The organism is Polynucleobacter antarcticus (assembly GCF_013307245.1).
GTDB classification, from domain to species: Bacteria; Pseudomonadota; Gammaproteobacteria; order Burkholderiales; family Burkholderiaceae; genus Polynucleobacter; species Polynucleobacter antarcticus.
Genome location: NZ_CP028941.1, coordinates 2028100 through 2053589, shown reverse-complemented (window position 1 = coordinate 2053589; position 25490 = coordinate 2028100). Strand labels below are relative to the sequence as shown.

The window sequence follows — 25490 nt, the reverse complement described above, 5'->3', positions numbered from 1 at the left end:
TAATCGACCTCTAGGTAGGCTGTGGGATGGATGTGGATTGATGTTTAAGCGTGAACTGAACAACATCAATATTCTTTTCAGAAAACCCAGCCGCGCAATACATGAGATAGAAGTTCCAAAGGCGGACAAAGGTCTCGTCAAATCCTAAGTGATAAATATCTTCTACCTTTTGATTAAAGCTATCGCGCCAAATACATAAGGTCTTGGCATAGTCAATACCAAAAGAAAATTCAGACTCGACCTCTAGCCCTGCTTGAGCTGCAGCCGCTTTGAACTTTGAGGGCGATGGCAACATGCCCCCTGGAAAAACATACTGTTGAATAAAGTCTGTGCTGTGACGATAGCGTTCGAATAACTCCTCGGCAATCACAATAGTTTGAATACATGCTTTACCGCCTGCTTTAAGCCGTGAGGCAATAGTCTGAAAATATTCACCCCAATGATTCTCTCCAACGGCTTCAAACATTTCTATAGAAGCAATACCGTCAAATTTTTCTTTGCAGTCACGATAATCTTGAAGGCGAACTTCAAAGTTTTGCGCTTGTTCTGTTTCAGATTGAACCTGTTTTAAGCGCGCTTCTGCAAATGCTTTTTGTTCAGTGGATAAAGTTAAGCCTGTAACACGATGGCCATCTCGTAAAGCTTCTTCCATAAAGCCGCCCCAGCCACAACCCACCTCGAGGAGATGATCGCCAGGCTTAGTATTGATGGAGTCTAGAATTCGTTTAATCTTCGCGCGTTGAGCCTCAATCAAAGACTCCTTACCGCCCTCAGAGAACCAAGCGCTGGAGTAACTCATGCTTGGATCTAACCATAAGGTATAAAAAGCATTTCCTAAGTCATAGTGCGCATGAATATTTTTACGACTGCCTGCTTTTGAGTTATCTCTCAGCCAATGCTTTAAGCGGTACATGATGGAACCAAACCAACTGCCATAGATCGCTTTTTCTAAAATAGTGCGATTACGAATAGCAAGCTCAAGAATGGCTTTGAGATCTGGTGTATTCCACTGTCCACGAATATAGCTTTCTGCAAAGCCAATATCGCCATGAGACAGAATGTGTTTAAAGACAGACCAGTCCAAAATTTGGATTTCTGCATGCAAACTATCATCGCGATTACCAAACTCTTTGGTCTCGTTATTAGGCAAGGTAACCACAAGATGGCCACTACGTAACTGGGATAACAAGTTCAGTACTGTTTTAGTGCTTAGACGGTACTCTTGAGCTTTAGATTCTCGTTGTGGTTGACGAGAAAAAATTAAGCGTGAGAGAAGGGATTGACCAGGGCGATTCATCGAGTTACTTCAAGTTCGGGTGGTTTTGGCTTTGAGTGAAAAGGAACGCCTTTAATCCACAATCTTAATGCCTGCCAATGAATCCGTCCAATAACACCCAAGCTCATGAGGGGATAACGCAGAAAAGCGAGATACAGTGCTGCCCTGCTTAAAGGCTGTGCTACGCCGCTAATACTAGTATTAATCAGGGGTTGGCCATCCTCATGTAACTCAATACGACAGACGATATTGTTTTTCGATTGGCTGTCACTTGGAAATAGGAAGCGGAAATGGTATTCCCCACTGACATCGCAAAAGGGGGAGACATGAAATACTTTTTTACTCACAAAGGTTTCGCCGGACCGCAAGACTGCTCCAGAGTCTTGATGGATGAGATAGCAATGGCGCTCCCCAAAGGTATTGTTGACCTCAGCAAGTACGGCTTGGACTTGACCATCTGCCCTGGTGCAAATCCAAAAGCTGACCGGATTAAAGACATAGCCTAGTACTCGGGGAAAAGTATGCAACCAGATCTCCCCATCAATATGAGGAATATTGTTTTCTTTAAGAATCTGCTCGACCCAGGCAAGACTATCGGCATGACCAAGGCCATGATCTTGGTCAAAGAATGAAAAAAGCCTAAATTGCTTATCTCCTAAGCCATGCTTACTCAGTAAGGTTTTATCTGCATTGCGGGCACGCATTGGAATAGAGATAGTAAAGACCCCATAACCAAACGCGTTTTTAGCAGGACGAAAGCGCCGATGCTTGACCGCACCAAAATTAATGGTTGCTACCTGCATTTATTGGCTATCTTGAACGGAGTCAGAATGAATGGGATGAGAAATACTTTCTAAGAGATCTTTGGCAACGAGTTCGCCAGAGCGTAGACCATCTTCATGAAAGCCAAAACCTGTCCATGCACCGCAATACCAAATGGAACTATTCCCTTGAATAAGCGGCAATTCTTTTTGTGCTTGAGCAGCGCGCATATCAAAGACAGGATGAGAGTAATGAATTTCCTCATGCACCAGATTCGGATCTGGATCAGTGAGTGGATTGAGACTCACAATAATTTGAGTGCTCTGTAGTGCCTCAGGTAATGGTTGCAAGCGATTAATTAAGTAATTAACGCTGACATGTTGTTGTGCGGTGGGAGAGATACCAGATTTTGCCGTGTAGTTCCAAGCCGCCCAACAGCGCTGATTCTTGGGTAGGAAGTGTTGATCGGTGTGCAAAATAGCTCGATTCTTTTGATAAGGAATAGAGGCCAAAATATTTCGTGCATCCTGGTTGATACCGTGCACCAGCTCTAATGACTGATCGCTGTGACAGGCCATAATCACTTCATCAAACCATTGATTACCAGAGGGGGTAATGACCTCCACTGGCGCTTTATCTACCTGACTGGCATTCACACGGCTAACTGATTCACGTACGATCTTGACGCCCTGTTTTTCAAGTGCGGCGACGAGAAGTTTGACGTATTCTCTAGAGCCACCTTGTACCGTAAGCCATTGCGGGCGATTCTGAATCTGAAGGAGGCCATGGTTATGACAGAAGCGCACCATCGTTTGAATCGGAAACTCGAGCATTTGATCAACGGAGCAAGACCAGATGGCACCAATCATTGGTAGGAAATAGTTTTCTCTAAAGCTAGTGCTAAAACGATTACGGTCTAAAAAATCTTTGATGCGCTCATCGGGTTCAGCGTAATCAAGATCTGCCGCAATCTGTTCTTCCGCTAGCCGAGTTGCCATACGATTGAAGCGCAGGATGTCATATGCCATTCTCCAGAAAGAGGGGGAGAGTAAGTTTGATCTTTGCCCAAAAAAAGAATTGAGATCATTCCCTGCCCATTCAATATTTTTGTGATGACCATCTTTTGCCTTGGTATCAATCGATACTGAAAAAGACATTTCAGATGGCGCAATAGGAACTTTGATTTCCTCAAATAGACGGACTAAGCGAGGATATGTTTTACGATTGAATACTAAAAATCCAGTATCAATTCCATAGTTAATGTCGCCTTGATTAGTTTTTAGAGAAAAATCAACCGTATTGCTATGACCACCAATATGATTACCGCCCTCAAAGATCGTAATGTCTAAGTCTGGATGTTTTCTTAAAGCATAAGCACAGCCCAGACCAGATATACCAGCGCCAATAATGGCTACTTTTTTCTTACTCACTAAATTTTTTCTCCAAGGAGCTTTTCAAGCTCTTTAGTTATGCTGCTACTGGTTGGTTTGGTAAGGCTCCCATAAGAGTCTACGACATTGCCATTCCGATCAATCAGATACTTATAAAAATTCCATTTGGGACTTGTCCCTGTTTTTGCAATCAACATTTTAAAGAGGGGGTTTGCATTACTTCCACTAATTGTGCTTTTAGCAAACATAGGGAATTTAACGTCATAGGTATTTTTACAAAAATCAGCAATTTCCTTATTAGTGCCAGGCTCTTGCTTACCAAAATCGTTGGTCGGAAATCCGAGAACAACGAGGCCGCGATTTTTGTACTTTGCGTACAGCTTCTCTAGATCCTCATATTGATCAGTAAAGCCACAAAAGCTGGCTGTGTTGACCACGAGCACTACCTTACCTTGGTATTGACATAGATTCTGTGGGGCTTCATCCTGCAGCCTGGGAAAGGTATGCGATAACAAGGGGCTGCACTTGGGTGTTGTTGGTGGCGCTGTTTGAGCAAATGTGATTGTGGGCATCAGAAAAAGTAGCGCTAATGCCCACCGTGCCATATAACGAGTCATGCTGAACCTTGTAGATGAGCTAGGATAATGAGATACGTAAGTCTAAGACATTCTGGCAAATATCGTTGGGCATTCCGTAATGCCATTAATATTGCAATATGACTCTTTTGCCTTTACCTTCTTTTGAATCAAAAGTCTGCTCTTTGACACAGCTCGATGCCCGTATTGCAGCCCTTCCAAGGCCATTGGTGTTTACCAACGGGGTATTCGATATTCTTCATCGGGGACATGCCACTTATCTGGCGCAAGCCCGAGAATTTGGGGCAAGTCTAGTCATTGGCGTGAATTCAGATACTTCTGTCAAGCTGCTGGGCAAAGGGAATGATCGGCCGATTAATACAGAGGCAGATCGTCAGGCCCTTCTTGCTGCGCTTGCTAGCGTAGATTTAACGGTACTTTTTACTGAGCAGACGCCAGTAAATTTAATTGCCCGAATTCGGCCGGATATTTATATCAAGGGTGGCGATTATGAAATCGATACTTTAGAAGAAACCCGCTTAGTGAAAACTTGGGGCGGCAAAGCATTTGCGATCCCTTTTTTATATGAGCGTTCGACTACAACCTTATTAGGGAAGATCCGCGCTCAATAGAAGCTAAGTAGTTGATCCGATCTTAGATTTTCTGCAGCAACCAAGCCCAAAGACCGCGGAGCACAAGTCCCTCAATAGGCTCTACGGGTAGCCTGGCTAATTCAGGAAATTGCTTGATCTCATTGGCTAACACTGCAGCATTACCGCCATCAAGCCAGATGCGTTCAACAGGGTGATTCATCTCTTTTGCTAGGTAAGCTGCACGCAATATGGCACCTAATTGTGCGGCATCACATCCCCCAATAATCGCCTCATCTGTACTGACTCCAAGACTAGTTTGTGGGACTGAATTTGTAGAAGTAGTATTCGCCGCAAGATGTGCATGGCGATTGACTAATGGAAGTCGCGCGGTGTTGCTTTGCAGACTCTCCTGCATGAGGCTCAGTCCTGGCAAAATCCAGCCACCATAATGCACGCCATTACCGCCCAAAAGATCAATCGTCGTGGCAGTCCCGGCATTGATGATTAAAGTATTGGTATTCGAGAGCGCTCTTGCGCCAATCAGGGCGGCCCATCTGTCGGCTCCGAGTTTGCTAGGGTCTTGATAGAGGGTACGCATGCCATGATAGGGGCTATCACCAGTCAACTGATGCCAACTAATATCACTCCATTGTGGAAAGAGAGATTGCAGATGGGCAATGACCTCGTCGCCAGCAACGCAGGCAAAGGCGATAGCATCGGGCTTAGGTAAAGTTTTAGCAATGTAGTCGGAGAGCTCCGCACGAAGCTCTGCCGACTGAAATGATTTACTGCTAATAGAGCCAGAGTAAGCCCACAGTTTTTTATTGCGGTCGGCAGTATTTTGGGTCGATTCAACAGCGGCCCACTTTAGGCGCGTATTGCCAACATCAAATAAAAGATACAGACTCATGATTGCACTCGTAAGGAAACATCACCCGCATGAATAGGGATGATGGTGTTATTTTGGTTTAGAAGTAATGCGCCAGATGGATCTACCCCAGTGGATATGCCTAAGAGGGGCTCAGCACCACCACCGGAAATGCGCACTGCTTGACCATCAAATGCATCCCACTGTGCCCAAGTTTTTTGAAAGTGGCTGAAACCAAATTGCTTAAACTCAGTAAGATATTTTTCAAAAGACGCCAGTAATTGGAGCCAGATAAATTCCATATCAGGTAAAGCATTTTTCGCAGGGATGAGTTGGTCAAGTGCACCAAGCTCAAACGAAGACTGAGATCCTAAGCGTTGAGCAATGTGATCAGCGCAACGCAAGTTCAGTCCAACACCAATAATCATCCAGCTGGGGTCGCTGAGTGTAGTTTGACCACCCTCAATCAGAATCCCACCAAGCTTGGCATTATTTAGTAGCAGATCATTCGGCCACTTAAGTCTTAATCCCTGACTGTAAAGGACATTCTCAGGAATATTCAGGGCTGTGGAAATGCCGGTAATAAGGGCCAGGCCAACTACCAGACTCAGGCCGCTTAACTCATTGGGGCGGCATGGAAAGGGGTAGGCTAAAGAGAAGCACAGGGTGTCGTTAGGCTGAGCAAGCCAGACTCTACCCGCCCTACCTTTACCTGCGGTTTGTTCATGGGCAATCCTGGCTACAGGGTCAATTAATTGCCCAGCACGCCAGCGAACCAATAAATCATCATTGGTGGATTGGGTTTTGGGGACACGCTCTAGGATGCAATTCCAGCTCATTTCTCTATTGTAGAAAGGTCTGACCTAGAATTGGGGAATGGATCACGAAGAGCAGCGCCCACGCAAGTTTGATTGGCCTCTACAAGCCATGCCTTTAGCTCGAGCTATCAGTTTGGGTTACGGGCTTTTAATCGTCTATGTCAGCCTCAATCCCTTTGATTTCAACCTCCAGAATGGCGTAGCTGCGTGGGCATGGTTATTTGCGCCTTCCCCTCGTTTTATTACGTTATTTGATGTGTCGGTCAATATCTTGGCCTATATCCCCCTCGGCTTTTTATTGGTATTTGCCGCTTATCCCCGCTGGCGTCATCTCGTTGCCCTGGCTATGGCATTGGGTTTAAGCGCCATTCTGGCGTTTAGTGTGGAATCCTTGCAAACTTGGTTGCCAACGCGTATTCCAAGTTTGATGGATTGGTGGGCCAATGTCTTAGGAGGTCTTTTGGGTGGTTTGCTGGCTATTCCCTTGGGTCCAAAGTGGCTATCCGGTAGCGTGATCCGCCGTCAATTTGATCAATGGTTTGGTTTGAATTGGGCAGCTTGCGCCTTATTTCTCTTATTTCCCTGGTCACAAATTTATCCGCAGAGTTCTTGGTTAGGCACCGGGGTATGGGGGCATGCCATATTTGCTCCAGTTGACTGGGGCACCATGGTGATGAATCACGTTGTACAAGAATCAGTCATTACCGCACTCTGTTGGCTGGGCGCGGCATTATTACTATCGCTAGGAATGCGTAGCAAGGCACCCCAGTGGAGAATACTCAATAGCCTTCTTTGCTTGACTCTATTTACTAAAGTGATTTTTACAACTTTGCAATTTGGGGTGGAATTTAGTTTGCTTTGGTTAACCGCTGGTGCTATTTGGGGAATGATGCTGGGCAGCGTTTTATTATGGTTCGCGCTCAATCGTTCAGCTGGAACGAAGTTTTGGATTGCGCTGATCTCTTTAATTAGCGCTACGGTTGCGATTAATTTATTACCTGATAATCCTTATTTCATCATGACCCTAAGACACTGGCACCAAGGGCGACTATTGCACTTTAATGAACTCATGCAGTGGGTTTCAGTGGTATGGTTGCCACTAGCCTTATTTTGGCTTATTCGAAATAAATTAACCTTTAAATTAAAACCTTGATAGATATTTTTTATGAGCTTTCAGCACCATCTCTTTTTCTGTCTTAATAAACGTGATAACGGCAATGAGTGTTGCGATCAGCACAACGCATTTGCATTATTTGACTATGCCAAAAAACGAGTAAAAGAACTCGGGCTCTCTGGCCCTGGAAAAATTCGGGTCAATAAAGCAGGGTGTTTGGATCGCTGTTCTGAAGGCCCCGTGATGGTCGTCTATCCAGAAGGAGTTTGGTATACCTTTATTGATACCGAAGATGTCGAGGAAATTATCCAATCGCATTTAATTCAAGGACGCCCGGTCGAGCGTTTGCAGTTAGCTTGAGAGATTTCAGAAAGTTCAGTTCATGAATAGCCGTACAAAAGTCATTCAGATTGAAGGGGTAGTCGGTCAGATAGAAATGTCCATCGACTTACCTGATGAATTAAAAAGCAATCCCAATTTTTCTATTAGAGGTTTAGCCTTGGTGGCGCATCCGCATCCCCTAATGGGCGGTACGATGGATAACAAGGTTGCACAAACCATGGCGCGTGCTTTTAATCAATTGGGTTATGTGAGTGTGCGGCCAAACTTTCGTGGTGTAGGCGCTACTGCTGGTGCTTATGATGATGGTATTGGTGAGATAGAAGATTTACTCTACGTCACTGATTGGATGCGGACCCCATCGAGCTGGAGTGCACTGGAGCTCACTACATCTCAGAGTTGGACTTCTGGGGCAAATACTTTGCCCTTAGTTGTTTCTGGATTTTCTTTTGGAAGTTTTGTCGGTACGCATCTGATACAAAGGCTGATTGAGCTGGGCCGCCCTGCAGAGCGGCTAGTAATGGTGGGCAGTGCAGCTGGTAAGTGGGAATTAGCCCCTGTGCCAGCAGATACGATTTTGATTCATGGTGAGGTAGATGAAACCATTACCTTGAGTGCTGTTTTAGATTGGGCGCGCCCACAAGAGTTAACGGTTCAAGTAGTTCCAGGTGCCGATCATTTTTTCCACCGTCGCTTACATTGCATTCGTAACATCATTACGAGTGCTTGGTTGGGTATGCCCGATCATCGAAACCATTCACTAGACTAGAGATAAATATGACTGAACAAAAATCCTTGATTGAGTACCCATCTGAATTTCCGATTAAGGTCATGGGAAAAGTGAACCCGGATTACTTGCCCGCCATCTTACATATTGCCCATCAATTTGATCCTACTTTTGATGAGAGTAAGGTCGAGCAAAGGCCATCAAAGGATGGGAATTATTTGGGGATTACTTTACCCATCACCGCTACGAGTCGCGAGCAGTTAGATGAGCTTTATCGCACCTTGTCCACCCACCCATTGGTGAGCGTTGTTCTGTAACACCTTGAGATGAGCATCCTAGTAAAACATTTAGGAGTTGCTGATTACGAGACAACGTATCAGGCCATGCGTGCGTTTACCCAACAAAGAACTACTGATACACCTGATGAAATTTGGGTGCTAGAGCATCCCCCCGTTTTTACTTTAGGGCTTGCAGGTGATGCCGGTAATTTGCATTCTCCTAGTCAAGCAATTCCCTTAGTACAAGTGGATCGCGGTGGAGAGATTACCTATCATGGCCCCGGTCAAATTGTGGTGTATCTCCTCTTGGATCTTCGGCGCCTAGGTATTTTTGTAAAAGAGTTGGTTGTGCGGATCGAGCAATCATTGATTGATACTTTGGCAGACTTTGGTATTCAGGCAGAGAGACAACCTGGGGCGCCTGGTATTTATCTTTCACAGGATCCTGGTATAGCGCCAGACTATCGAGGTGCCAAAATGGCTGCTTTAGGCCTAAAGGTCTCTAAAGGTTGCTCTTACCATGGTCTTGCACTCAATGTAGCCACAGATTTAAGTGCTTTTGCCCGAATCCACCCTTGCGGCTATGAGGGCTTAAGAACCTTGGACATGCAAACTTTGGGGATCAAGGACAATATAGACATTATTAGCCAAACCCTCTTAGGGCATTTGCAAAAGCAATTGATGACATCATGACCACCAGTAAGTTAGATCTCGATTCCCCGATAAATGTTCGGCAGGATCTTAACTACGATGCTTCGCGTAAGCAAAAGTCGAGCGAGAAGACTGCGCGCATTCCGATCAAAATTATTCCATTGCATGAAGTGTTGAAGAAGCCCGATTGGATTCGGGTAAAAGCAGCCTCTGGAAACTCGCGATTTAATGAGATTAAAAAAATATTGCGCGAGAATGAATTGGTCACAGTGTGTGAAGAAGCGAGTTGCCCCAATATTGGTGAATGTTTTGGAAAGGGCACTGCAACCTTCATGATCATGGGGGATAAATGTACGCGGCGTTGTCCGTTTTGTGATGTTGGTCACGGTAGGCCAGATCCGCTAGATACCAAAGAGCCCGCTAATTTAGCTCGCACTATTGCTGCCTTAAAACTGAATTATGTTGTGATCACCAGCGTAGATCGTGATGATTTACGTGATGGTGGTGCCATGCATTTTGTGGATTGCATTTCCCAATCTAAAGCCTTGTCACCGCATACGCGTATTGAGGTACTCGTGCCCGATTTTCGAGGACGACTGGATAAAGCCCTAGATGTGTTTAGTGCTCACGCAGCTACCGGATTACCTGATGTGATGAATCACAATTTAGAAACTGTGCCACGCTTGTATAAAGAAGCGCGACCCGGCGCAGACTATGCCCACTCTTTAAAGTTACTCAAAGACTTTAAGGAGCGTTTCCCACATATTCCAACCAAGAGCGGTTTGATGGTTGGTCTAGGTGAAACGGATGAGGAGATATTAGAAGTGATGCGCGATATGCGTGAGCACAATATCGATATGCTCACTATTGGCCAGTATTTATCTCCATCTGGACATCATCTGCCAGTGCGACGCTATGTTCATCCGGATGTATTTAAGCATTTCGAAGAAGAGGCTAAAGCTATGGGCTTCTCGCATGCGGCTGTGGGCGCGATGGTGCGTTCTAGTTATCACGCCGATCAACAAGCGCATGAGGCGGGTGTTGTCTAGTTACTCTTTTAGTAAGACCTTAGCTTTACTCATAACAGCTTTCTTAATAACTGCCTGTAGTCCCAAATTGGATTGGCGTACAGTGCAATCCCCGCAAGAGGGCTACACAGCATTATTTCCTGGTAAGCCTGAAAAGATCGATAGAGTACTGCCATATCAAGACCAAAAAATAGCGCAAGTATTAGAGGCAGTAAAAATAGACGATGATATTTATTCAGTAAGCTCTACTTATTTGAACAAGGAGCAGCTCCCACTGTTACCAAAATTAATAGAGCAGATACAAAGCAATCTTTTTAATCGAGCGAGCGTTAATGCAGAAAGCGCTGCTAGTGCAGATGTGGTGTATCAAACCGCCGCTCGTCAACGTGCTGCTGCTAAAGATTACTTTTTAGAGTTTCCCTCTACGGGTGCAGTCGAGACCGCGATGCGTGTGCGGTGGATTGTGAGAGTTAGACCAGATAGCGGCGCTTGGATCTATCAACTGTCTGTATTACATACCGCGCCAGCGCGGGTAGATGCTAAAAAGTTTTTTGCTGAAGAGGCGTATGCCAATTTCTTTGATGAGTTTCGTCCAGAGTAAGACATCAATTAATCTCTAATGAATCCTCAGATGTTATGAAGATTTTTCTAGGGCAGCTACCTTAGCTTCGAGCATTTCTAATTTCTCTCTCGTTTTTGATAGCACCTTAGATTGCAGCTCAAACTCTTCACGCGTCACCAAGTCCATCTTCTGAAAACCTTGGTTCATCATCGCGCGGACATTCTTTTCAATTTCTTGCGCTGGTGAATTCCGAATAGCCTCACCCACTTTGTTCTGCATTTCGCCAGCAATACGCTGAATTTGCTCTAGGATTTCGCCTGGTTTTTGCATGATAGGGATCGCCGATCTATAAAGAGTTGCATAAAAGTCACAGAAGACATTTTAAGTTGTTAGGCCAAAAAGGGCTTGAGAAGGGCTAAAAACAGGGAATTTAGCCAAAATTCACTAAATGAGTGCCATTAATAGCACCAAAGTAGTGCATATGCATTATTTAGGTGAATACCACCAAAGCGCCCAAATGGCCTCCCCTCATCATCGCTACATGCATTAAAGCATTCAACTTTTTAATTCAAACAGCAAGGAGTTACACATGAAAACTATTAAAAAAACAGCTATCGCTTTAGCAGCTTCAAGCCTCTTGGCATCAGCAGCATTTGCCCAGACTGCACCTGCAGCGCCAGAGCCTAGCCCAATTACAGCGAACGTTACAGTTGTCAGTGACTATCGCTATCGTGGTATTTCACAGTCAAATATGAAGCCGGCCATACAAGGCGGCTTTGACTACGCTCATGAAAGCGGTCTGTATCTTGGTAACTGGAATAGCTCTATTAGCTGGATTGGAGATGGTAACTCTGGTGTAACCGCACCGATCGAAATGGACTTCTATGGCGGATTTAAAAAGGAATTAATCGGCGAAGGTTTTGCATCTGATGTTGGAGTCTTGCAATACGTATATCCATCTCGTGGAGCTTACTCAGCTTCCACTACTGCCGGACCAATAGTGAATCCGAATACAACGGAACTATATGCAGCTCAGAATTTCACATTCGGACCCTTAACTGGTTTTGTTAAGTTTTCCTACGCGGTTACCCCGTTATTCGGTAATGCAAAGAGTGCAGGATCTTACTATCCAGATTTAACAGTTAATTACGATACAGGTATGTGGGGTTTAGCCGTTAATGCGCACGTCGGTTATCAATATATAGCTGGGCAACAAGTTGTTGCTGGCACTCCAACACTCAACTATACCGATTTCAAGTTAGGCTTAACCAAAGATTTCGGTGGAGGTTTATCTTTAGCAGCAGCTTATATTGGGACAACCGCTGCTAAGAGTGGTAGCACTTATGCATATGTAGGCCCAACAAATCAAGGCTCTAAGAATTTAGCTGGTTCAACTGGCATTGTTTCCCTCACCAAAACTTTCTAATTCCTTTCCTCTGAACGGAGAAACGTATGAAATTAATTACCGCAATCATCAAGCCCTTCAAGCTTGACGAAGTGCGCGAAGCTCTCTCGGAAGTGGGAGTTTCGGGCATTACCGTTACTGAAGTTAAAGGCTTTGGTCGTCAAAAAGGTCACACCGAGTTGTATCGCGGTGCTGAGTATGTAGTGGATTTTTTACCTAAAGTAAAAGTTGAAGCTGCTGTTGAAGATGGCATCTTGGAGCGAGCGATTGAAGCAATTGAAAAATCAGCTCGTACTGGCAAGATTGGCGATGGCAAGATTTTTGTCTCCTCAGTTGAACACGTCATTCGCATTCGTACCGGTGAAACCGGTACGTCAGCACTTTAAAGAGAGGTTCAAAATGTTAATTTGGATGAAACGACTCCTAGCTGGAAGCGCAATGGCTTTGGCCATTGGGGCGACTAGTGTGATGGTAGCTTCCCCAGCTTTTGCTGCTGAGGAAGCTAAGGCAGTTGCAGCTTCTGCTGCGGCAGCAGTGACGGCAGCTGCTCCTGCCGCACCTGCATTGGTTCCTGATAAGGCTGATACAGCATGGTTACTAATGTGTACTGCATTAGTTATCTTGATGACACTGCCTGGTTTGGCTTTGTTCTATGGTGGCTTAACCCGTAGTAAGAACATTCTTTCTGTACTCGTACAGTGCATGTTTGGCTTCTCTTTGATCACGGTGCTGTGGGCACTATATGGTTACAGTCTTGCATTTACTGAAGGCAGTGCATTTATTGGGGGCTTTGATCGTTTGTTCTTGGCTGGTATAACGCCAGACTCTGTAGCAGCAACCTTTAGTAAGGGCGTTGTGATTCCTGAGTTTGTCTTTATGTCATTCCAAGCAGCGTTTGCAACGATTACTTGCTGCCTGATCATTGGTTCATTTGCAGAGCGCGCAAAGTTTTCTGCGATCGTTTTGTTTATGGTTCTCTGGTTTACATTTAGCTACTTGCCAATTGCGCACATGGTTTGGTTCTGGCCTGGTCCGGATGACATCAAAGATGCTGCATCACTTGAAGCTATTACTGCTCGTGCTGGTTGGTTGTGGCAGAAGGGTGTTCTCGACTTTGCTGGCGGAACAGTAGTTCATATCAACGCTGCGATGGCTGGCCTAGTAGGTTCATTCATGGTTGGTAAGCGTTTGGGCTATGGCAAAGAAGCAATGAAGCCACATAACCTCGTGTTTGTCATGATTGGCGCATCACTCTTGTGGTTCGGTTGGTTTGGTTTTAATGCCGGTTCTGCTCTTGAAGCAAATGGTAGTGCAGCCTTAGCATTCGTGAACACATTACTGGCAACGGCCGCTGCTGTATTGGGTTGGTCATGTGCTGAGTGGCTTATTAAAGGTAAGCCTTCTATGTTGGGTGGTGCATCTGGTTGCGTAGCTGGCTTGGTTGCCATTACTCCTGCTGCTGGTTTTGTCGGTCCAATGGGTGCATTAATCATCGGTGTTGCTGCTGGTGTGATTTGCCTTTGGGGTGTTAGTGGCCTGAAGAAACTTTTAGGCTCAGACGACAGCTTGGACGTATTTGGTATCCATGGAGTAGGTGGTATTTTGGGTGCCTTGTTAACCGGCGTATTCGCTGATCCTGCTTTGGGTGGTTCTGGTATTTGGGATTACGTTGCTAATGCTGCTTCTGCTGAATACTCTATTTCCAGCCAAGTATGGATTCAGAGCCAAGGTGTGATTACCACCTTGATTTGGTCTGGCGTAGTTTCTTTTATAGCCTTTAAATTAGTCGATATTGTGATTGGTTTACGTGTTAAAGAAGATCAAGAACGTGAAGGTTTGGACATTAGTTCACATGGTGAGACTGCTTACGAGTCTTAATTAGCCTGTTTTACCCCTCACTGGGCGGCCTAGCATGGCTGCCCAGTTTTTAAGCGCGAGATCCTTGGATTTCGCGTCTTTCTTTTAAAAATCTTACAATGGTGGAATGGTTCCACATCTCATTACCGCCCTGAGCGGCCCCCTTCTCGATCTCGAGTCGAAGGTTTTAGAAGCAACTCCTACTATCGAACGCTGGTTTCGGCTGGAATGGCAAGAACACACCCCGCCATTTTATTGTTCAGTCGATTTGCGTAATGCCGGATTTAAGCTGGCACCCGTAGATACCAACCTCTTCCCGGGCGGCTTTAATAATCTCTCACCGCAAATGTTGCCCCTGGCAGTACAAGCAGCCATGGCAGCGATTGAGAAAATCTGCCCGGAAGCAAAAAATTTACTCCTGATTCCAGAGCGGCATACTCGCAATACTTTCTATTTGCAAAATATTGCTCGTTTGGCCTCTATCCTGCGTCAGTCTGGACTCCATGTTCGCTTAGGCACCTTGTCTGATGAAATTAAAAAGCCCACTTGGATTGATTTGCCCGATGGCAATCGTCTTTTGATGGAGCCTTTATCTCGCCTTGGTTTAAAGAAACAGCGTCTGGGACTTAAAGATTTTGATCCCTGTTCTATTTTGTTGAACAATGATTTATCTGCAGGGATTCCACCGATCCTGGAAAATCTGCATGAGCAATATCTCTTACCTGGTTTGCATGCTGGCTGGCATGTTCGTCGTAAGTCTGCTCACTTTGCAGCGTATGAAGAGGTTGCGAAAAAGTTTGCGAAGTTAGTCAATATTGATCCCTGGATGATTAACCCTTATTTCACGAGTTGCTCAAATGTTAATTTTCATGAGCGTAAAGGTGAAGATGAATTGCAAACAGCGGTTGAGCAGATCCTCAAGAAGACGGCTAAGAAATACCGTGAGTACGGCATCAAAGAGAAGCCCTATGTGGTCGTAAAAGCCGATGCAGGTACCTATGGTATGGGCATCATGGTAGTCAATGACCCCGCCCAACTCAAAGATTTGAACCGCAAAGAGCGCAATAAAATGAGTGTGGTTAAAGAAGGTCTTGAGGTGAGTGATGTATTAGTTCAAGAGGGTGTGTATACCTTTGAGAAGGTCAATGAAGCGGTGGCTGAGCCTGTGGTCTACATGATTGATCGTTATGTGATTGGTGGCTTCTATCGCGTACATACGGATCGTGGTCCTGATGAGAACCTCAATTCACCTGGCATGCATTTTGTTCCCTTGGCATTTGAGCAAAACTCTATTCCGGATCTAGGTGCTAAGCCTGGTAGTGCGCCACCCAATCGCTTTTATCTCTATGGTGTAGTGGCGCGTTTGGCTTTGCTAGCAGCCTCTTTAGAGCTTGAGCGTTCTGATCCTAATGCTGAAGCAGCCTAATTTATTTATTCCCGCACATAGATAAATATGGATCTTCTTTTTATTGCTGATCCGTTAGAGTCTTTTAAGATTGAGAAAGACTCCACCTTAGCAATGATGCGAGTCGCACAAGCAGCAGGTCACAAACTTTGGTTCTGTCAGAGCCGCAATATTCTCTGGAGAGGAAATACAGTCGTTGCAGATTGTCAGACTTTAGCGATAAAACCCAGTAGTACATCTTGGTTTGAGTTGGGCAGTATTGAAGGTCGTGCCTTAAATGCCTTTACAGCAGTCTTCATGCGCACTGACCCCCCGTTTGATATTGAGTATTTAAATACCACTTGGTTGTTATCGGCTGCAGTCCGTCAAGGCGCTAGGGTGTTCAATGATCCCATGGCAATTCGGGAGCATTCAGAAAAGATTTCCATTACTGAGTTTCCAGAATTCATCCCGCCTACTTTGATCACTTGTGAACTGAGTGCGATTAAAGCATTTCATCAAGAGCATCGCGATATTGTGATTAAGCCCTTGGATGGCATGGGAGGTATGGGCGTATTTAGAGTGGGCCCAGACGGCTTAAATTTAGCAAGCATCGTAGAAACTTTAGGTGAGAATGGCGCCCGAACCTTAATGGCACAACGCTTTTTATCGGAGATCTCAGAAGGGGATAAGCGCGTGTTGTTGATTGGTGGTGAAGTAGTACCATTTGCTTTGGCTCGCATTCCTCAAGGCAATGAGATTCGCGGTAATTTAGCTGCTGGCGGCAAGGGTGTCGCTATGCCACTGACTGCTGCTGAAAAGCGTGTAGCAGAACTTTTAGCCCCCATTTTGAATGAACGCGGTTTATTCATAGTAGGATTGGATTTGATTGGTGCTTACGTCACTGAAATTAATGTAACGAGCCCAACCTGTTTTGTTGAAATTACAGAGCAGAGCGGATTTGATGTTGCGCAATATTGGTTAAAAGCCCTCGAAAAGAAACTGGTATAGAGATGGTTGGAATTGTGATTGTTGCCCACACCCCAGTAGCCAGTGCCATGCTCGGTTTTGCTGAGCATGCCTTCGGCGTATTACCTGAAGGTGTTAGAGCGGTGGATATTCCACCATATGAAGATACCAAGGTAAGTTTTGATCGTGTTCTCAAGGCTGCCTATGGCGTGAGTACTGATAGCGGTGTCTTGATACTGACTGATGTAATGGGGGCAACGCCTGCCAATGTGGCTTCTAAATTAGAGGCTCTAGGCCCTTTGTCGGGACTGAATTCTGCAGTGGTTGTTTTAACAGGATTGAATTTACCCATGCTGATGCGATGCATTTCTCATCGTGGAGAGGGGCTAGAAGAGTTGGCTCAAAAAGCCTTACAAGGCGGTCAAAATGGCATATTACGTTTGGGCTCCAAAGCTCAACAAGAAGTGACAGATAAATAAGGTCAGCGATGCCAGTAGCAGAAATTAAAATTATCAACAAGCTAGGGCTACATGCGCGGGCATCAGCAAAGCTGTCACAGCTTGCTGCAGAATTTCCTTGCGAAGTATTGCTGTCACGCAATGGCCGTCAAATTAATGCAAAAAGCATTATGGGCGTCATGATGCTCGCTGCCGGTATAGGTAGCACGATCACGCTAGAAACTGTTGGTGAGCAAGCGGATGAGGCTTTGCAAGCTATTACAGTGCTCATTCAGAATCGCTTTGGCGAAGGCGAATAGCGATGACTTTTGCTCTACATGGCATTCCCGTATCCAATGGTATTGCGATTGGTAAGGCAGTACTGATTTCTCGTGCAGCACTAGAGGTAAGTCATCACCTAGTAGAGCTTGGTAAGGAAGAAGTAGAAGCTAAAAGATTATTAGATGCTTTTGAGCAAGTACGCCAAGAGCTTACGAAATTGCGTCAAGGCTTACCAAAAGATGCTCCTCAAGAGATGGCGGCATTTTTAGATGTGCATGGGATGATTCTGGCAGACCCTGCTTTGACTGAAAAGCCACTCAAGCTGATACGCACCCAACGCCTCAATGCCGCATGGGCATTAACGACAGAGCTCAACGATCTTCTAGAGCAATTTTCTGAGATTGAAGATGCGTATCTTAAAGAGCGTGCCAATGATATCCGTCAGGTTGCGGAGCGCGTTCTGAAGGCGCTCAGTGTGCAACAAAAAAATACCTTAAATGAGTCGGATTTATTTTCTCCTAGTGGAGTTGGGGTAGACGCCATTATTGTGGCGCACGATATTGCTCCGCACGATATGTTGCGCTTTAAAGAGCACGCCTTTACGGGCTTTGTTACTGACTTGGGTGGTAAGACCTCACATACTGCTATTGTTGCGCGCAGTATGGAGATTCCTGCAGTAGTAGGCGTTCGCCATGCTAGTGAAATGATTCGCCACGGCGATTGGTTGGTAATTGATGGTGTGCACGGTGTGGTGGTAGTTTCACCGGATGAGCAGTTATTGGCTCAGTATCGCTTGCTCCAAGCGAAAGCTATCCAAGAAACACATAAGCTCTTGGAGCTCAAGTATTCACCAACAGCTACTGTCGATCAGGTAGCCATTGAATTGCTGGCTAATATTGAGTTACCAGAAGATGCGACACAAGCGATCGATTTGGGCGCGATTGGGGTTGGCTTATTCCGCTCTGAATTTTTATTCATGGATCGTCATCAAGCTCTGCCAGATGAAGAGCAGCAGTATCAAGAATATCGTCGTGTGGTCGATTTAATGCATGGCTTGCCAGTGAATATTCGCACTATTGATGTAGGCGCAGATAAGGCCTTAGGCGCTAGCGCTGATGTATCTCAAACCGGGACGTCTCCATTAGGTTTGCGGGCAATTCGTTGGTCCTTAACAGAGCCAGAAATTTTCTTAACGCAACTACGGGCGATATTAAGAGCTTCAGCCCATGGACAGGCGCGCATTATGATCCCCATGCTCGCGCATGTCAGAGAGATTGATGAGACTTTACGCTTAATTGAAAAAGCAAAGCAGCAGTTACATCAACGCGGACAGGCATTTAATCCGAATATTCAAGTGGGTGCCATGATTGAAGTTCCGGCGGCTGCCTTAGTGCTTCCTTTGTTTATCAATCGTTTTGATTACCTCTCTATTGGTACGAATGATTTAATTCAATATACCTTAGCGATTGACCGCGCAGACCATGCGGTTGCGCATCTATATGACCCATTACATCCGGCCATTCTGAACTTGTTATTTAGCATTATTGATCAGGCAAAGCGGGCAAATATTCCAGTGGCAGTTTGTGGTGAGATGGCGGGAGATCCCACGATGACTAAATTGCTATTAGGTTTGGGATTAACTGATTTTTCAATGCACTTCAGTCAGCTCTTATTGGTTAAACGCGAGATTCTGAAAGCAGATGTTGGTTTATTAAAGTCCCGAGTGATGGCCGTATTGCAAGCTATTGAGCCAGAGGATCAAGCTCAGGCTTTAGAAAAACTGATGGCCTAGTGGGCTTTGCCGCAAACGAGGCAATCTGGATTTCTAGTAATTCGCATTTCATCTATCTGGGTGTTGAGTCCATTCCACAGCAGCATTCTTCCGACTAAAGGTTGCCCAAATCCAATCAGTACTTGTAAGGCTTGCGCTGCTTGCATGGCACCAATAATGCCTACCAAAGGGGAGAAGATGCCCATGCTGGCACAACTGACTTCAGTAAATTTCTCATCTGGAGAAAAGAGGCAGGCATAGCAAGGTGATTGAGGATTGCGCGCATCAAAGACGCTCAGTTGCCCGTCAAACTTTAATGCTGATCCTGAGACTAGGGGCTTTTGATGCTTAAAGTTTGCAGCATTTATCAGTTGGCGAGTAGCAAAATTATCAGTGCAATCTAAAACGATATTAGTGCTTGGAAGTAGCTTATCAAGCAAGGATTCTGTTGCTTTTTCTTGAACTGCATCGATGGTAATGGTGGGATTAGTATTTTGTAAAAATGTTTTCCCTGAAGCCACCTTGCTTTGCCCAATAGAATGTTGGGTATGCATAATTTGGCGCTGTAAATTCGTGAGCTCGACTATGTCATGGTCAAGCAGTGTGATCTTGCCCACACCAGCAGCCGCAAGATAGGGTGCGGCTGCACAACCTAAACCACCTGCCCCGATGATGAGGGCGTGCGAGTCGAGTAACTTTTCTTGCCCAGCTACATCGATTTCCTCAAGCAGTAAGTGCCTTGAGTAGCGAAGTAACTGCTCGTCATTCATAAATCAGCTAAAGATCAGATATGAGTTATTCGAGCTTGGAAGCAGAGCGTTTAACGGGTGCGCCATTGATAAATGCCACTGCCTGAGACAGCATGAAATCATCAGCACTACCGAGTTCTATGGGCTTCTTAGATTTATCTTTTTCTTTTTCTTCAGGCGTTTTCTTAGCATTCTTTTCTTCAATACGCTGTAGCTCTTCGAGGCGACGTTTTTCTCTATCTTTTACTAACATTTCTTCAGGAGATTGTTTATTACGTAAATGCTTTTCACTATCGATCTCACGGGTGATTAATACATCGTCCGGATCGCCATCTTTATTTTGGTCTACTGCGATATCGGGCCGAACACCAAATGCCTGAATGGATTTACCGCTAGGAGTGTAATAGTAAGCAGTAGTAATCTTGAGTGCTGAATCATTAGTGAGTGGACGTACTGTTTGTACAGACCCTTTACCAAAAGTTGTTTTACCGATAATGGTTGCGCGCTTGTAATCTTGTAATGCACCAGCAACAATTTCAGAGGCAGATGCTGAGTAGGCATTGACTAAAACTACCATAGGTAGTTTCTTAAATATCGCTGGCACTCCGGCCAAAGGATCACCCGCTTCACTTAATCGGTACATAGAGGGCGTGGCATTAAACACTTGCTTGGAATCGGGTGTTTGACCTTTAGTAGAAACAATGACGGCATCTGGCGGCAAGAAAGCGGCTGCGACACCGACTGCGCCCTGAAGTAAGCCACCACCATTATTTCTGAGGTCAAGGATGATGCCTTTTAGTTTTGGGTCTTGGGCTGCAAGCTCTGTTAACTTTTTAGCGAGATCAGGAATCGTACGTTCTTGAAAGCTAGTAATTCTTACCCAAGCAATATTGTTATCTACGATCTTTGCTTTGATCGACTGCACTTTGATTTCGGCACGAGTAATTGTTACTGGAAAGCTACGTTCTTCACTCTTACGAAATACCGTTAAGGTAATTTTTGTACCTGGCGTTCCACGCATGGTGCGAACTGCTTTATCCAGTGACATACCGCGAACGGGCTTGTCATCTAAGCGCGTGATGAGATCACCAGCTTGGAGACCTGCCTTTGCAGCGGGGCTATCTTCAATGGGGTTGAGCACTTTAACCAAGCCATCTTCAGATGTAATTTCAATGCCGAGACCAGCGAACTTCCCGCTGGTTTGTTCTTGCATTTCTGAAAAGTCTTTTTTGTCTAAATAAGTGGAGTGCGGATCCAGACTGCTCACCATTCCTTTGACGGCATCGGTGAGCAATTGTTTATCTTCAATGGGCTCAACATACTCTCGCTTAATTTGAGCGAAGACATTAGAAAGAGTACGTAACTCATCTAGCGGCAGGGTAGTATTCTGCTGTGCAGTTGCCGAGAATTGAATCGTTGCAGCAATACCGGCTATGAGACCGACAGCAATGAGGGTAAAGTTTTTCAGAAATTTACGCATACTCTTTTTTACTCTAATCTAGATAAAAATGTTGAATGGGCTTGAGTTCATCATCGAGCTCATAAACCAAGGGTACCCCATTAGGGACATTAATTTTCATAATGTCTTCATCTGAAACCTGGTCTAAATACTTAATAAGGGAGCGAATACTATTGCCGTGCGCAACCAGCAAAACCCGCTTGCCTGCCTTCAGAGCAGGGGCAATAGACTCATTCCACAGCGGTAAAACACGCTCGACATTGTCCTTCAGGCACTCCCCTAGGGGAATATCCGTAGGCTTGAGCTTAGCGTAACGCTGATCATTTTGGACATTCCGCTCATCTACCGCCTCCAATAAGGGCGGACGCACATCATAAGAGCGACGCCAAATATGCACTTGCGCATCTCCGTATTGAATAGCGGTTTCGGCTTTATTGAGGCCGGTGAGAGCGCCATAATGCCGTTCATTTAATCGCCAGCTATGCACTACCGGCAGCCACATTAAGTCCATGGCATCTTGAATGTGCCAAAGCGTCCTGATGGCTCGCCTCAATACAGAGGTATAGGCGATATCAAATTCATACCCTGCTTTACGCAGGTTTTCTCCCGCAGTAATGGCTTGTTGAGTGCCTTTTGGGGTTAAGTCTACATCTGCCCAGCCAGTAAAGCGGTTTTCAAGGTTCCAGGTGGATTCACCATGACGAATAAGGACAAGTTGTTTCATAGAGCCATTCTATAATCCGGGGATGAACTTTCTTACACAAATCGACAATTTAGCGCTAATCGCCCTCTTAATAGTTTCGGGTGCAGCGCTTTTCATGCCTACATTATCTACGCTTATGAGCGGAAAAGGCTTATCTACCACCGAAGCGACCATTTGGATGAACCGTCGTAAAGCAGCCGTCGTGGACTTACGTCCGGAAGCTGCATTTAAGGCGGGTCATTTACCAGGTGCAAAACATCTACCTGCTGATCAAGTGCCTGCAGGTTTTGAAAAGCTGAAGTTAGATCGCAAGAACCCGCTGATATTGGTTTGCGAAACCGGCATGAGCTCACGCAAGGCAGCTTCCAAAATTAAAAATATGGGCTTTGCTGAGGTGGGCGTTTTAGATGGTGGCGTGATGGCTTGGCAAGATGCCGCGCTGCCACTTGTTAAATAAAGAGAAGGGTCATTGATATGCCTTCCGTAACGATGTATAGCACCCAAGTCTGCCCTTACTGCGTGATGGCAGAGAAGTTTTTGCAAAAGAAGGGTGTTGCCAACTTAGAAAAAATTCTGATTGATCGCGACCCAGCTCAACGAGACATCATGATGACTCGGACAGGGCGCCGCACAGTTCCCCAAATCTATATTGGTGAAACCCATGTTGGCGGCTATGACGATCTGGTTGCCTTAGATCGCGCTGGCCAACTTGATCCACTATTGGCTTAAAACATTTAACAAGAAAGTTTGCTATGACAGACCAAACCATTCCCACTCCAGATAACGCTGATAACTCTAAAGAGCCAGGGTTTCGTATCCAGCGTATTTACCTCAAAGATGTCTCTTTAGAGCAGCCTCATGCACCCCAAATTTTGTTGGTTGCAACAGAGCCTCAAGTTGAGGTAGAGGTAGATGTTGCTGTTACTCGCCTAGGAGAAGAGATTTTCGAAGTGACCTTAATTGCCACCGTGACTTCTAAAGTGGATAACAAGGCACTCTTTTTGGTAGAGGCAAAGCAAGCGGGTATTTTTGAATTTAACAATATTCCACCTGAGCAAATTGATCCGATGTTAGGAATTGCTTGCCCCACTATTTTGTATCCTTATTTGCGCTCAAATATTGCTGACCTGATTAGTCGTGCAGGCTTCCAGCCAATTCACTTAAATGAAATTAACTTTCACGGTATGTATGAGCATCGCATGATGCTAGCGCAGCAAGCGGCTGAAAAAGAAAGCCCTGCTGAAAGTAAAATTGTTTTGCCTCACTAAGATGCCTTAAGGGCTCACAGTTCATGAAAGTGACACTGCTTGGAGCGGGATCTTGGGGTACTGCTATGGCTGCGCAAGCAGCCCGCCATCTTCCGCCAGGCGATGTCTGCTTATGGTCCCGTAATGCACAGCAGTTAGAAGAGATTAAGCAGTCAGGTGAAAACCGTGGGTATTTGCCCGGAATTACCCTCCCCTCAGGGCTTGAATTAGAGCCCCATCTTGAGCGTGCTATTGCGCGTCTTTCTCAGAACGATCTTTTAGTGGTTGCTACCCCGATGTCCGGTTTATCGGAAACCGTGGCGCAGGTCTTGCGCATTGCTAAACAGCCGCTCAATATTATTTGGTTGTGTAAGGGTTTAGAACCAGGTACTGCCCTATTGCCGCATCAAGTGGTAGAGCGCGAAGATCTTGAGCATAGCCATGGTTTGCGTCATGCTTATGGCGCCCTGTCAGGACCTAGTTTTGCACAAGAGGTCGGTAATGAAATGCCGTGTGCATTGACGATAGCGAGCAAGTCGAATGCCTTATGCGATATTGTTCAGATGGCCTTTCATCATGGGAATATGCGTGTTTACGCGAGCGATGATTTGATTGGCGTTGAGCTTGGCGGAGCAGTTAAAAATATCTTAGCCATTGCTGCTGGTATTGGTGATGGCCTCAATCTGGGGCTTAATGCACGAGCCGCCGTATTAACACGTGGACTTTCAGAAATGATGCGTTTAGTCAAAGCTGCTGGTGGTAGACCGGAGACCTGTATGGGATTGACTGGTGTTGGAGACTTGATTTTGACGGCAACGGGTGATCTTTCCAGAAACCGTCGCGTTGGTCTTGCACTTGCAGCAGGCACACCGCTTCCAGAGATTTTAAATAATTTAGGACATGTTGCAGAAGGAGTGTTGTGCGCTTCCGCTGTTGCTGATCTTGCCAATCGCCTTAGTGTTGAGATGCCGATCACGATGATGATGGGTGCGGTCCTATCGGGAAAATTATCCGCACAAGAGGCACTAAAAAAACTGATGAGCCGCGACCCCAAGCTTGAAGTTTAGGCTGGATTAGCTTCCACCAGTAAGCCCGTTTTGGCGCCAAGCTTCATACACCACAATCGCTACCGTATTTGAGAGATTAAGGCTACGGCTAGCATTTTGCATCGCTAAGCGCATCTGATTGGGAGCTGGAATGGAGCTTCTGACTTCATCTGTAATGCCTTTGGTTTCGGAGCCAAAGACAAAATAATCTTGGGGTGAATACGCGCCTTCATGAAATTTTCCCGAACCTTTAGTGGTCAGTGCAAAGAGACGTTCTGGTTTGGGTTGTTCATTGGCAAGAAACTGCGCCCAGCTTGGATGAATTTTTATCTTAGCAAACTCGTGATAGTCGAGCCCCGCTCTGCGCAGCTTGGCATCCTCCATCGGAAAACCCAGAGGTTCAATCAGATGCAGTTGAGCGCCCGTATTCGCACACAGGCGAATAATATTGCCCGTGTTCGGTGGAATTTCTGGTTCGAATAAAACGATATTAAACATGCTTTGTTCTTTATTTAGATCTTGTGCTCATTCATCTTCATCGGGCGAAGCGTTCTGAGTAATACCCAATTGATCACCTTATATGCACCATTGTCCTTCAGAATGCGAGCAATTTCATTTAAGGTGGCCCCGCTAGTCATGACATCATCAAACACGATGACCGTCTTAGCCCTGAAAGACTCACAATAAATGGGGTTGACGTAAAACATATTTTGAACGGCTGTATGGCGATTGCTGCGGTTTTCATTAGCCTGATGTTGGGAATGGTGATGGCGCATCAAGGCGTATGGATTTTTTTGGATGGTGGCATCGCATTCAATGCGTCTTGCCAGCTCCCAGCTTTGATTAAAACCTCGAGCATGAAGCTTTTCTTCGCTCAAGGGAACGGGTAAAAGGTAATCTGCCGCAAGTTTCTTTAAGGATCCAGATAGCAGTTGATTCCATACGCACGCGAGTCCGTATGCACTTGCTAGCCGATGCTGATATTTGAGTTGGTGCAAGGCACTTTGAAGCTTGCCATCATATCGATCCAGACAATAGGTTCTGTCAAAGTAAGGCGGATGGATGGTGCAATCCTGACAGCGTTTTTGATCAAGCTCATCTGACGCAAGTGTGATGCCGCATTGTGGGCAGCATTCATAGTGCAAAAGTTGCTCTGACATGATGATTCCACTGCAATTTATACACAAGGTTTGTGCTTG

The 25490-nt window shown here is 45.5% G+C and carries 32 protein-coding genes; 20 read left to right on the top strand and 12 right to left on the bottom strand.

Translation table 11 applies throughout. From position 1 onward, the window contains the following. Nucleotides 1-10: 10 nt before the first annotated feature. The 4 genes from DCO16_RS10620 to DCO16_RS10605 are packed head-to-tail and all read right to left on the bottom strand — an operon-like array spanning nt 11 to nt 4046. A complete protein-coding gene (locus tag DCO16_RS10620; RefSeq protein ID WP_173943615.1) occupies nt 11-1297 on the bottom strand; it encodes an SAM-dependent methyltransferase in 1287 nt (428 codons plus the stop codon). Next, complete coding sequence (locus tag DCO16_RS10615) at nt 1294-2079, bottom strand: DUF1365 domain-containing protein (protein ID WP_173943614.1); 786 nt, start codon at nt 2077-2079, stop codon at nt 1294-1296. The genes DCO16_RS10620 and DCO16_RS10615 overlap by 4 nt, the downstream gene beginning before the upstream one ends. Next, nucleotides 2080-3468: an NAD(P)/FAD-dependent oxidoreductase gene (locus tag DCO16_RS10610; protein WP_173943613.1), complete on the bottom strand. Its 1389-nt coding sequence runs from the start codon at nt 3466-3468 to the stop codon at nt 2080-2082. Then, nucleotides 3468-4046 carry a glutathione peroxidase gene (locus DCO16_RS10605; protein WP_173943612.1) on the bottom strand — a complete coding sequence of 193 codons (579 nt, stop codon included), beginning with the start codon at nt 4044-4046 and terminating at the stop codon, nt 3468-3470. The genes DCO16_RS10610 and DCO16_RS10605 overlap by 1 nt, the downstream gene beginning before the upstream one ends. 98 nt (nt 4047-4144) lie before the next feature. Between DCO16_RS10605 and rfaE2 the strand changes: the two genes are divergently transcribed. Further along, entirely contained in the window at nt 4145-4636 is a 492-nt protein-coding gene (gene rfaE2 / locus DCO16_RS10600) for a D-glycero-beta-D-manno-heptose 1-phosphate adenylyltransferase (protein ID WP_173943611.1), read from the top strand. 22 nt (nt 4637-4658) lie between these two features. Here the strand turns inward: rfaE2 and DCO16_RS10595 are convergent, their stop codons facing one another. Continuing rightward, entirely contained in the window at nt 4659-5507 is an 849-nt protein-coding gene (locus DCO16_RS10595; RefSeq protein WP_173943610.1) for a type III pantothenate kinase, read from the bottom strand. Next, a complete protein-coding gene (locus DCO16_RS10590) occupies nt 5504-6304 on the bottom strand; it encodes a biotin--[acetyl-CoA-carboxylase] ligase (RefSeq protein WP_173943609.1) in 801 nt (266 codons plus the stop codon). Before DCO16_RS10590 ends, DCO16_RS10595 begins: the two co-directional genes overlap by 4 nt. Nucleotides 6305-6341: 37 nt before the next feature. On the opposite strand from DCO16_RS10590, the gene DCO16_RS10585 reads away from it, so the two are divergent. Genes DCO16_RS10585 through DCO16_RS10555 form a run of 7 tightly spaced genes read left to right on the top strand, consistent with a single transcriptional unit; the run spans nt 6342 to nt 11021 of the window. Next, nucleotides 6342-7436, top strand: coding sequence for a VanZ family protein (locus DCO16_RS10585; RefSeq protein ID WP_173943608.1), 1095 nt, complete (start codon nt 6342-6344; stop codon nt 7434-7436). Between the two features lie 12 nt (nt 7437-7448). Next, nucleotides 7449-7757 carry a (2Fe-2S) ferredoxin domain-containing protein gene (locus DCO16_RS10580; protein ID WP_173943607.1) on the top strand — a complete coding sequence of 103 codons (309 nt, stop codon included), beginning with the start codon at nt 7449-7451 and terminating at the stop codon, nt 7755-7757. A gap of 22 nt (nt 7758-7779) precedes the next feature. After that, a complete protein-coding gene (locus tag DCO16_RS10575; protein WP_173943606.1) occupies nt 7780-8505 on the top strand; it encodes an alpha/beta hydrolase in 726 nt (241 codons plus the stop codon). A gap of 8 nt (nt 8506-8513) precedes the next feature. Beyond that, on the top strand, nt 8514-8780 hold the full coding sequence (locus tag DCO16_RS10570) for a YbeD family protein (protein WP_173943605.1): 267 nt from the start codon (nt 8514-8516) through the stop codon (nt 8778-8780). Between the two features lie 9 nt (nt 8781-8789). After that, nucleotides 8790-9434: a lipoyl(octanoyl) transferase LipB gene (gene lipB, locus DCO16_RS10565; protein ID WP_173943604.1), complete on the top strand. Its 645-nt coding sequence runs from the start codon at nt 8790-8792 to the stop codon at nt 9432-9434. Next, nucleotides 9431-10441: a lipoyl synthase gene (gene lipA, locus DCO16_RS10560; RefSeq protein WP_173943603.1), complete on the top strand. Its 1011-nt coding sequence runs from the start codon at nt 9431-9433 to the stop codon at nt 10439-10441. The genes lipB and lipA overlap by 4 nt, the downstream gene beginning before the upstream one ends. Beyond that, on the top strand, nt 10434-11021 hold the full coding sequence (locus tag DCO16_RS10555; RefSeq protein WP_217426667.1) for a hypothetical protein: 588 nt from the start codon (nt 10434-10436) through the stop codon (nt 11019-11021). Before lipA ends, DCO16_RS10555 begins: the two co-directional genes overlap by 8 nt. A 33-nt stretch (nt 11022-11054) precedes the next feature. Here the strand turns inward: DCO16_RS10555 and DCO16_RS10550 are convergent, their stop codons facing one another. Beyond that, on the bottom strand, nt 11055-11312 hold the full coding sequence (locus DCO16_RS10550; RefSeq protein ID WP_173943601.1) for an accessory factor UbiK family protein: 258 nt from the start codon (nt 11310-11312) through the stop codon (nt 11055-11057). A 259-nt stretch (nt 11313-11571) separates the two neighbouring features. On the opposite strand from DCO16_RS10550, the gene DCO16_RS10545 reads away from it, so the two are divergent. From DCO16_RS10545 to ptsP, 8 genes are all read left to right on the top strand, one after another. Then, a complete protein-coding gene (locus DCO16_RS10545) occupies nt 11572-12408 on the top strand; it encodes a TorF family putative porin (protein ID WP_173943600.1) in 837 nt (278 codons plus the stop codon). 26 nt (nt 12409-12434) lie between these two features. Beyond that, on the top strand, nt 12435-12773 hold the full coding sequence (locus tag DCO16_RS10540; RefSeq protein WP_173943599.1) for a P-II family nitrogen regulator: 339 nt from the start codon (nt 12435-12437) through the stop codon (nt 12771-12773). Between the two features lie 13 nt (nt 12774-12786). Next, complete coding sequence (locus tag DCO16_RS10535; protein ID WP_173943598.1) at nt 12787-14265, top strand: ammonium transporter; 1479 nt, start codon at nt 12787-12789, stop codon at nt 14263-14265. A 106-nt stretch (nt 14266-14371) separates the two neighbouring features. Continuing rightward, a complete protein-coding gene (gene gshA, locus DCO16_RS10530; RefSeq protein WP_173943597.1) occupies nt 14372-15670 on the top strand; it encodes a glutamate--cysteine ligase in 1299 nt (432 codons plus the stop codon). Nucleotides 15671-15697: 27 nt separating this feature from the next. Further along, nucleotides 15698-16639 (top strand): glutathione synthase, encoded by a 942-nt coding sequence (gene gshB, locus DCO16_RS10525; RefSeq protein WP_173943596.1) that lies wholly within the window; start codon nt 15698-15700, stop codon nt 16637-16639. 2 nt (nt 16640-16641) lie between these two features. Next, complete coding sequence (locus DCO16_RS10520) at nt 16642-17076, top strand: PTS sugar transporter subunit IIA (protein ID WP_173943595.1); 435 nt, start codon at nt 16642-16644, stop codon at nt 17074-17076. An 8-nt stretch (nt 17077-17084) separates the two neighbouring features. Continuing rightward, nucleotides 17085-17354: an HPr family phosphocarrier protein gene (locus DCO16_RS10515; protein ID WP_173943594.1), complete on the top strand. Its 270-nt coding sequence runs from the start codon at nt 17085-17087 to the stop codon at nt 17352-17354. Between the two features lie 2 nt (nt 17355-17356). After that, nucleotides 17357-19108, top strand: a complete 1752-nt coding sequence (gene ptsP, locus DCO16_RS10510) for a phosphoenolpyruvate--protein phosphotransferase (RefSeq protein WP_173943593.1) — start codon at nt 17357-17359, stop codon at nt 19106-19108. Here the strand turns inward: ptsP and DCO16_RS10505 are convergent. The 3 genes from DCO16_RS10505 to gpmA are packed head-to-tail and all read right to left on the bottom strand — an operon-like array spanning nt 19105 to nt 22019. After that, nucleotides 19105-19857 carry a HesA/MoeB/ThiF family protein gene (locus DCO16_RS10505; protein WP_173943592.1) on the bottom strand — a complete coding sequence of 251 codons (753 nt, stop codon included), beginning with the start codon at nt 19855-19857 and terminating at the stop codon, nt 19105-19107. The genes ptsP and DCO16_RS10505 overlap by 4 nt on opposite strands. Nucleotides 19858-19882: 25 nt before the next feature. Further along, nucleotides 19883-21316, bottom strand: a complete 1434-nt coding sequence (locus DCO16_RS10500; protein WP_173943591.1) for a S41 family peptidase — start codon at nt 21314-21316, stop codon at nt 19883-19885. Between the two features lie 13 nt (nt 21317-21329). Continuing rightward, nucleotides 21330-22019, bottom strand: coding sequence for a 2,3-diphosphoglycerate-dependent phosphoglycerate mutase (gpmA, locus tag DCO16_RS10495; protein WP_173943590.1), 690 nt, complete (start codon nt 22017-22019; stop codon nt 21330-21332). A gap of 94 nt (nt 22020-22113) precedes the next feature. On the opposite strand from gpmA, the gene DCO16_RS10490 reads away from it, so the two are divergent. The 4 genes from DCO16_RS10490 to DCO16_RS10475 are packed head-to-tail and all read left to right on the top strand — an operon-like array spanning nt 22114 to nt 24312. After that, nucleotides 22114-22455, top strand: a complete 342-nt coding sequence (locus DCO16_RS10490) for a rhodanese-like domain-containing protein (RefSeq protein ID WP_254598044.1) — start codon at nt 22114-22116, stop codon at nt 22453-22455. Nucleotides 22456-22472: 17 nt separating this feature from the next. Continuing rightward, nucleotides 22473-22727: a glutaredoxin 3 gene (gene grxC / locus DCO16_RS10485; RefSeq protein WP_173943588.1), complete on the top strand. Its 255-nt coding sequence runs from the start codon at nt 22473-22475 to the stop codon at nt 22725-22727. A 23-nt stretch (nt 22728-22750) separates the two neighbouring features. Beyond that, nucleotides 22751-23266, top strand: coding sequence for a protein-export chaperone SecB (gene secB / locus DCO16_RS10480; RefSeq protein ID WP_173943587.1), 516 nt, complete (start codon nt 22751-22753; stop codon nt 23264-23266). Nucleotides 23267-23289: 23 nt separating this feature from the next. Beyond that, the gene (locus DCO16_RS10475; protein ID WP_173943586.1) at nt 23290-24312 is read left to right on the top strand and encodes an NAD(P)H-dependent glycerol-3-phosphate dehydrogenase; all 1023 of its coding nucleotides are present in this window, start codon (nt 23290-23292) and stop codon (nt 24310-24312) included. A gap of 6 nt (nt 24313-24318) precedes the next feature. On the opposite strand, the gene trmL is transcribed toward DCO16_RS10475, so the two are convergent. Beyond that, entirely contained in the window at nt 24319-24789 is a 471-nt protein-coding gene (gene trmL, locus DCO16_RS10470; protein WP_173943585.1) for a tRNA (uridine(34)/cytosine(34)/5-carboxymethylaminomethyluridine(34)-2'-O)-methyltransferase TrmL, read from the bottom strand. Between the two features lie 14 nt (nt 24790-24803). Continuing rightward, nucleotides 24804-25451: a ComF family protein gene (locus tag DCO16_RS10465; protein WP_254598043.1), complete on the bottom strand. Its 648-nt coding sequence runs from the start codon at nt 25449-25451 to the stop codon at nt 24804-24806. Between the last annotated feature and the right edge of the window lie 39 nt (nt 25452-25490).

Coding starts and splice junctions, on each gene's coding strand:
- DCO16_RS10620 (WP_173943615.1), bottom strand. CDS start 1,297: ATGAATCGCCCTGGTCAATCCCTTCTCTCACGCTTAATTTTTTCTCGT.
- DCO16_RS10615 (WP_173943614.1), bottom strand. CDS start 2,079: ATGCAGGTAGCAACCATTAATTTTGGTGCGGTCAAGCATCGGCGCTTT.
- DCO16_RS10605 (WP_173943612.1), bottom strand. CDS start 4,046: ATGACTCGTTATATGGCACGGTGGGCATTAGCGCTACTTTTTCTGATG.
- rfaE2 (WP_173943611.1), top strand. CDS start 4,145: ATGACTCTTTTGCCTTTACCTTCTTTTGAATCAAAAGTCTGCTCTTTG.
- DCO16_RS10595 (WP_173943610.1), bottom strand. CDS start 5,507: ATGAGTCTGTATCTTTTATTTGATGTTGGCAATACGCGCCTAAAGTGG.
- DCO16_RS10590 (WP_173943609.1), bottom strand. CDS start 6,304: ATGAGCTGGAATTGCATCCTAGAGCGTGTCCCCAAAACCCAATCCACC.
- DCO16_RS10585 (WP_173943608.1), top strand. CDS start 6,342: ATGGATCACGAAGAGCAGCGCCCACGCAAGTTTGATTGGCCTCTACAA.
- DCO16_RS10580 (WP_173943607.1), top strand. CDS start 7,449: ATGAGCTTTCAGCACCATCTCTTTTTCTGTCTTAATAAACGTGATAAC.
- DCO16_RS10575 (WP_173943606.1), top strand. CDS start 7,780: ATGAATAGCCGTACAAAAGTCATTCAGATTGAAGGGGTAGTCGGTCAG.
- DCO16_RS10570 (WP_173943605.1), top strand. CDS start 8,514: ATGACTGAACAAAAATCCTTGATTGAGTACCCATCTGAATTTCCGATT.
- lipB (WP_173943604.1), top strand. CDS start 8,790: ATGAGCATCCTAGTAAAACATTTAGGAGTTGCTGATTACGAGACAACG.
- lipA (WP_173943603.1), top strand. CDS start 9,431: ATGACCACCAGTAAGTTAGATCTCGATTCCCCGATAAATGTTCGGCAG.
- DCO16_RS10550 (WP_173943601.1), bottom strand. CDS start 11,312: ATGCAAAAACCAGGCGAAATCCTAGAGCAAATTCAGCGTATTGCTGGC.
- DCO16_RS10545 (WP_173943600.1), top strand. CDS start 11,572: ATGAAAACTATTAAAAAAACAGCTATCGCTTTAGCAGCTTCAAGCCTC.
- DCO16_RS10540 (WP_173943599.1), top strand. CDS start 12,435: ATGAAATTAATTACCGCAATCATCAAGCCCTTCAAGCTTGACGAAGTG.
- DCO16_RS10535 (WP_173943598.1), top strand. CDS start 12,787: ATGTTAATTTGGATGAAACGACTCCTAGCTGGAAGCGCAATGGCTTTG.
- gshA (WP_173943597.1), top strand. CDS start 14,372: ATGGTTCCACATCTCATTACCGCCCTGAGCGGCCCCCTTCTCGATCTC.
- gshB (WP_173943596.1), top strand. CDS start 15,698: ATGGATCTTCTTTTTATTGCTGATCCGTTAGAGTCTTTTAAGATTGAG.
- DCO16_RS10520 (WP_173943595.1), top strand. CDS start 16,642: ATGGTTGGAATTGTGATTGTTGCCCACACCCCAGTAGCCAGTGCCATG.
- DCO16_RS10515 (WP_173943594.1), top strand. CDS start 17,085: ATGCCAGTAGCAGAAATTAAAATTATCAACAAGCTAGGGCTACATGCG.
- ptsP (WP_173943593.1), top strand. CDS start 17,357: ATGACTTTTGCTCTACATGGCATTCCCGTATCCAATGGTATTGCGATT.
- DCO16_RS10505 (WP_173943592.1), bottom strand. CDS start 19,857: ATGAATGACGAGCAGTTACTTCGCTACTCAAGGCACTTACTGCTTGAG.
- DCO16_RS10500 (WP_173943591.1), bottom strand. CDS start 21,316: ATGCGTAAATTTCTGAAAAACTTTACCCTCATTGCTGTCGGTCTCATA.
- gpmA (WP_173943590.1), bottom strand. CDS start 22,019: ATGAAACAACTTGTCCTTATTCGTCATGGTGAATCCACCTGGAACCTT.
- DCO16_RS10490 (WP_254598044.1), top strand. CDS start 22,114: ATGCCTACATTATCTACGCTTATGAGCGGAAAAGGCTTATCTACCACC.
- grxC (WP_173943588.1), top strand. CDS start 22,473: ATGCCTTCCGTAACGATGTATAGCACCCAAGTCTGCCCTTACTGCGTG.
- secB (WP_173943587.1), top strand. CDS start 22,751: ATGACAGACCAAACCATTCCCACTCCAGATAACGCTGATAACTCTAAA.
- DCO16_RS10475 (WP_173943586.1), top strand. CDS start 23,290: ATGAAAGTGACACTGCTTGGAGCGGGATCTTGGGGTACTGCTATGGCT.
- trmL (WP_173943585.1), bottom strand. CDS start 24,789: ATGTTTAATATCGTTTTATTCGAACCAGAAATTCCACCGAACACGGGC.
- DCO16_RS10465 (WP_254598043.1), bottom strand. CDS start 25,451: ATGTCAGAGCAACTTTTGCACTATGAATGCTGCCCACAATGCGGCATC.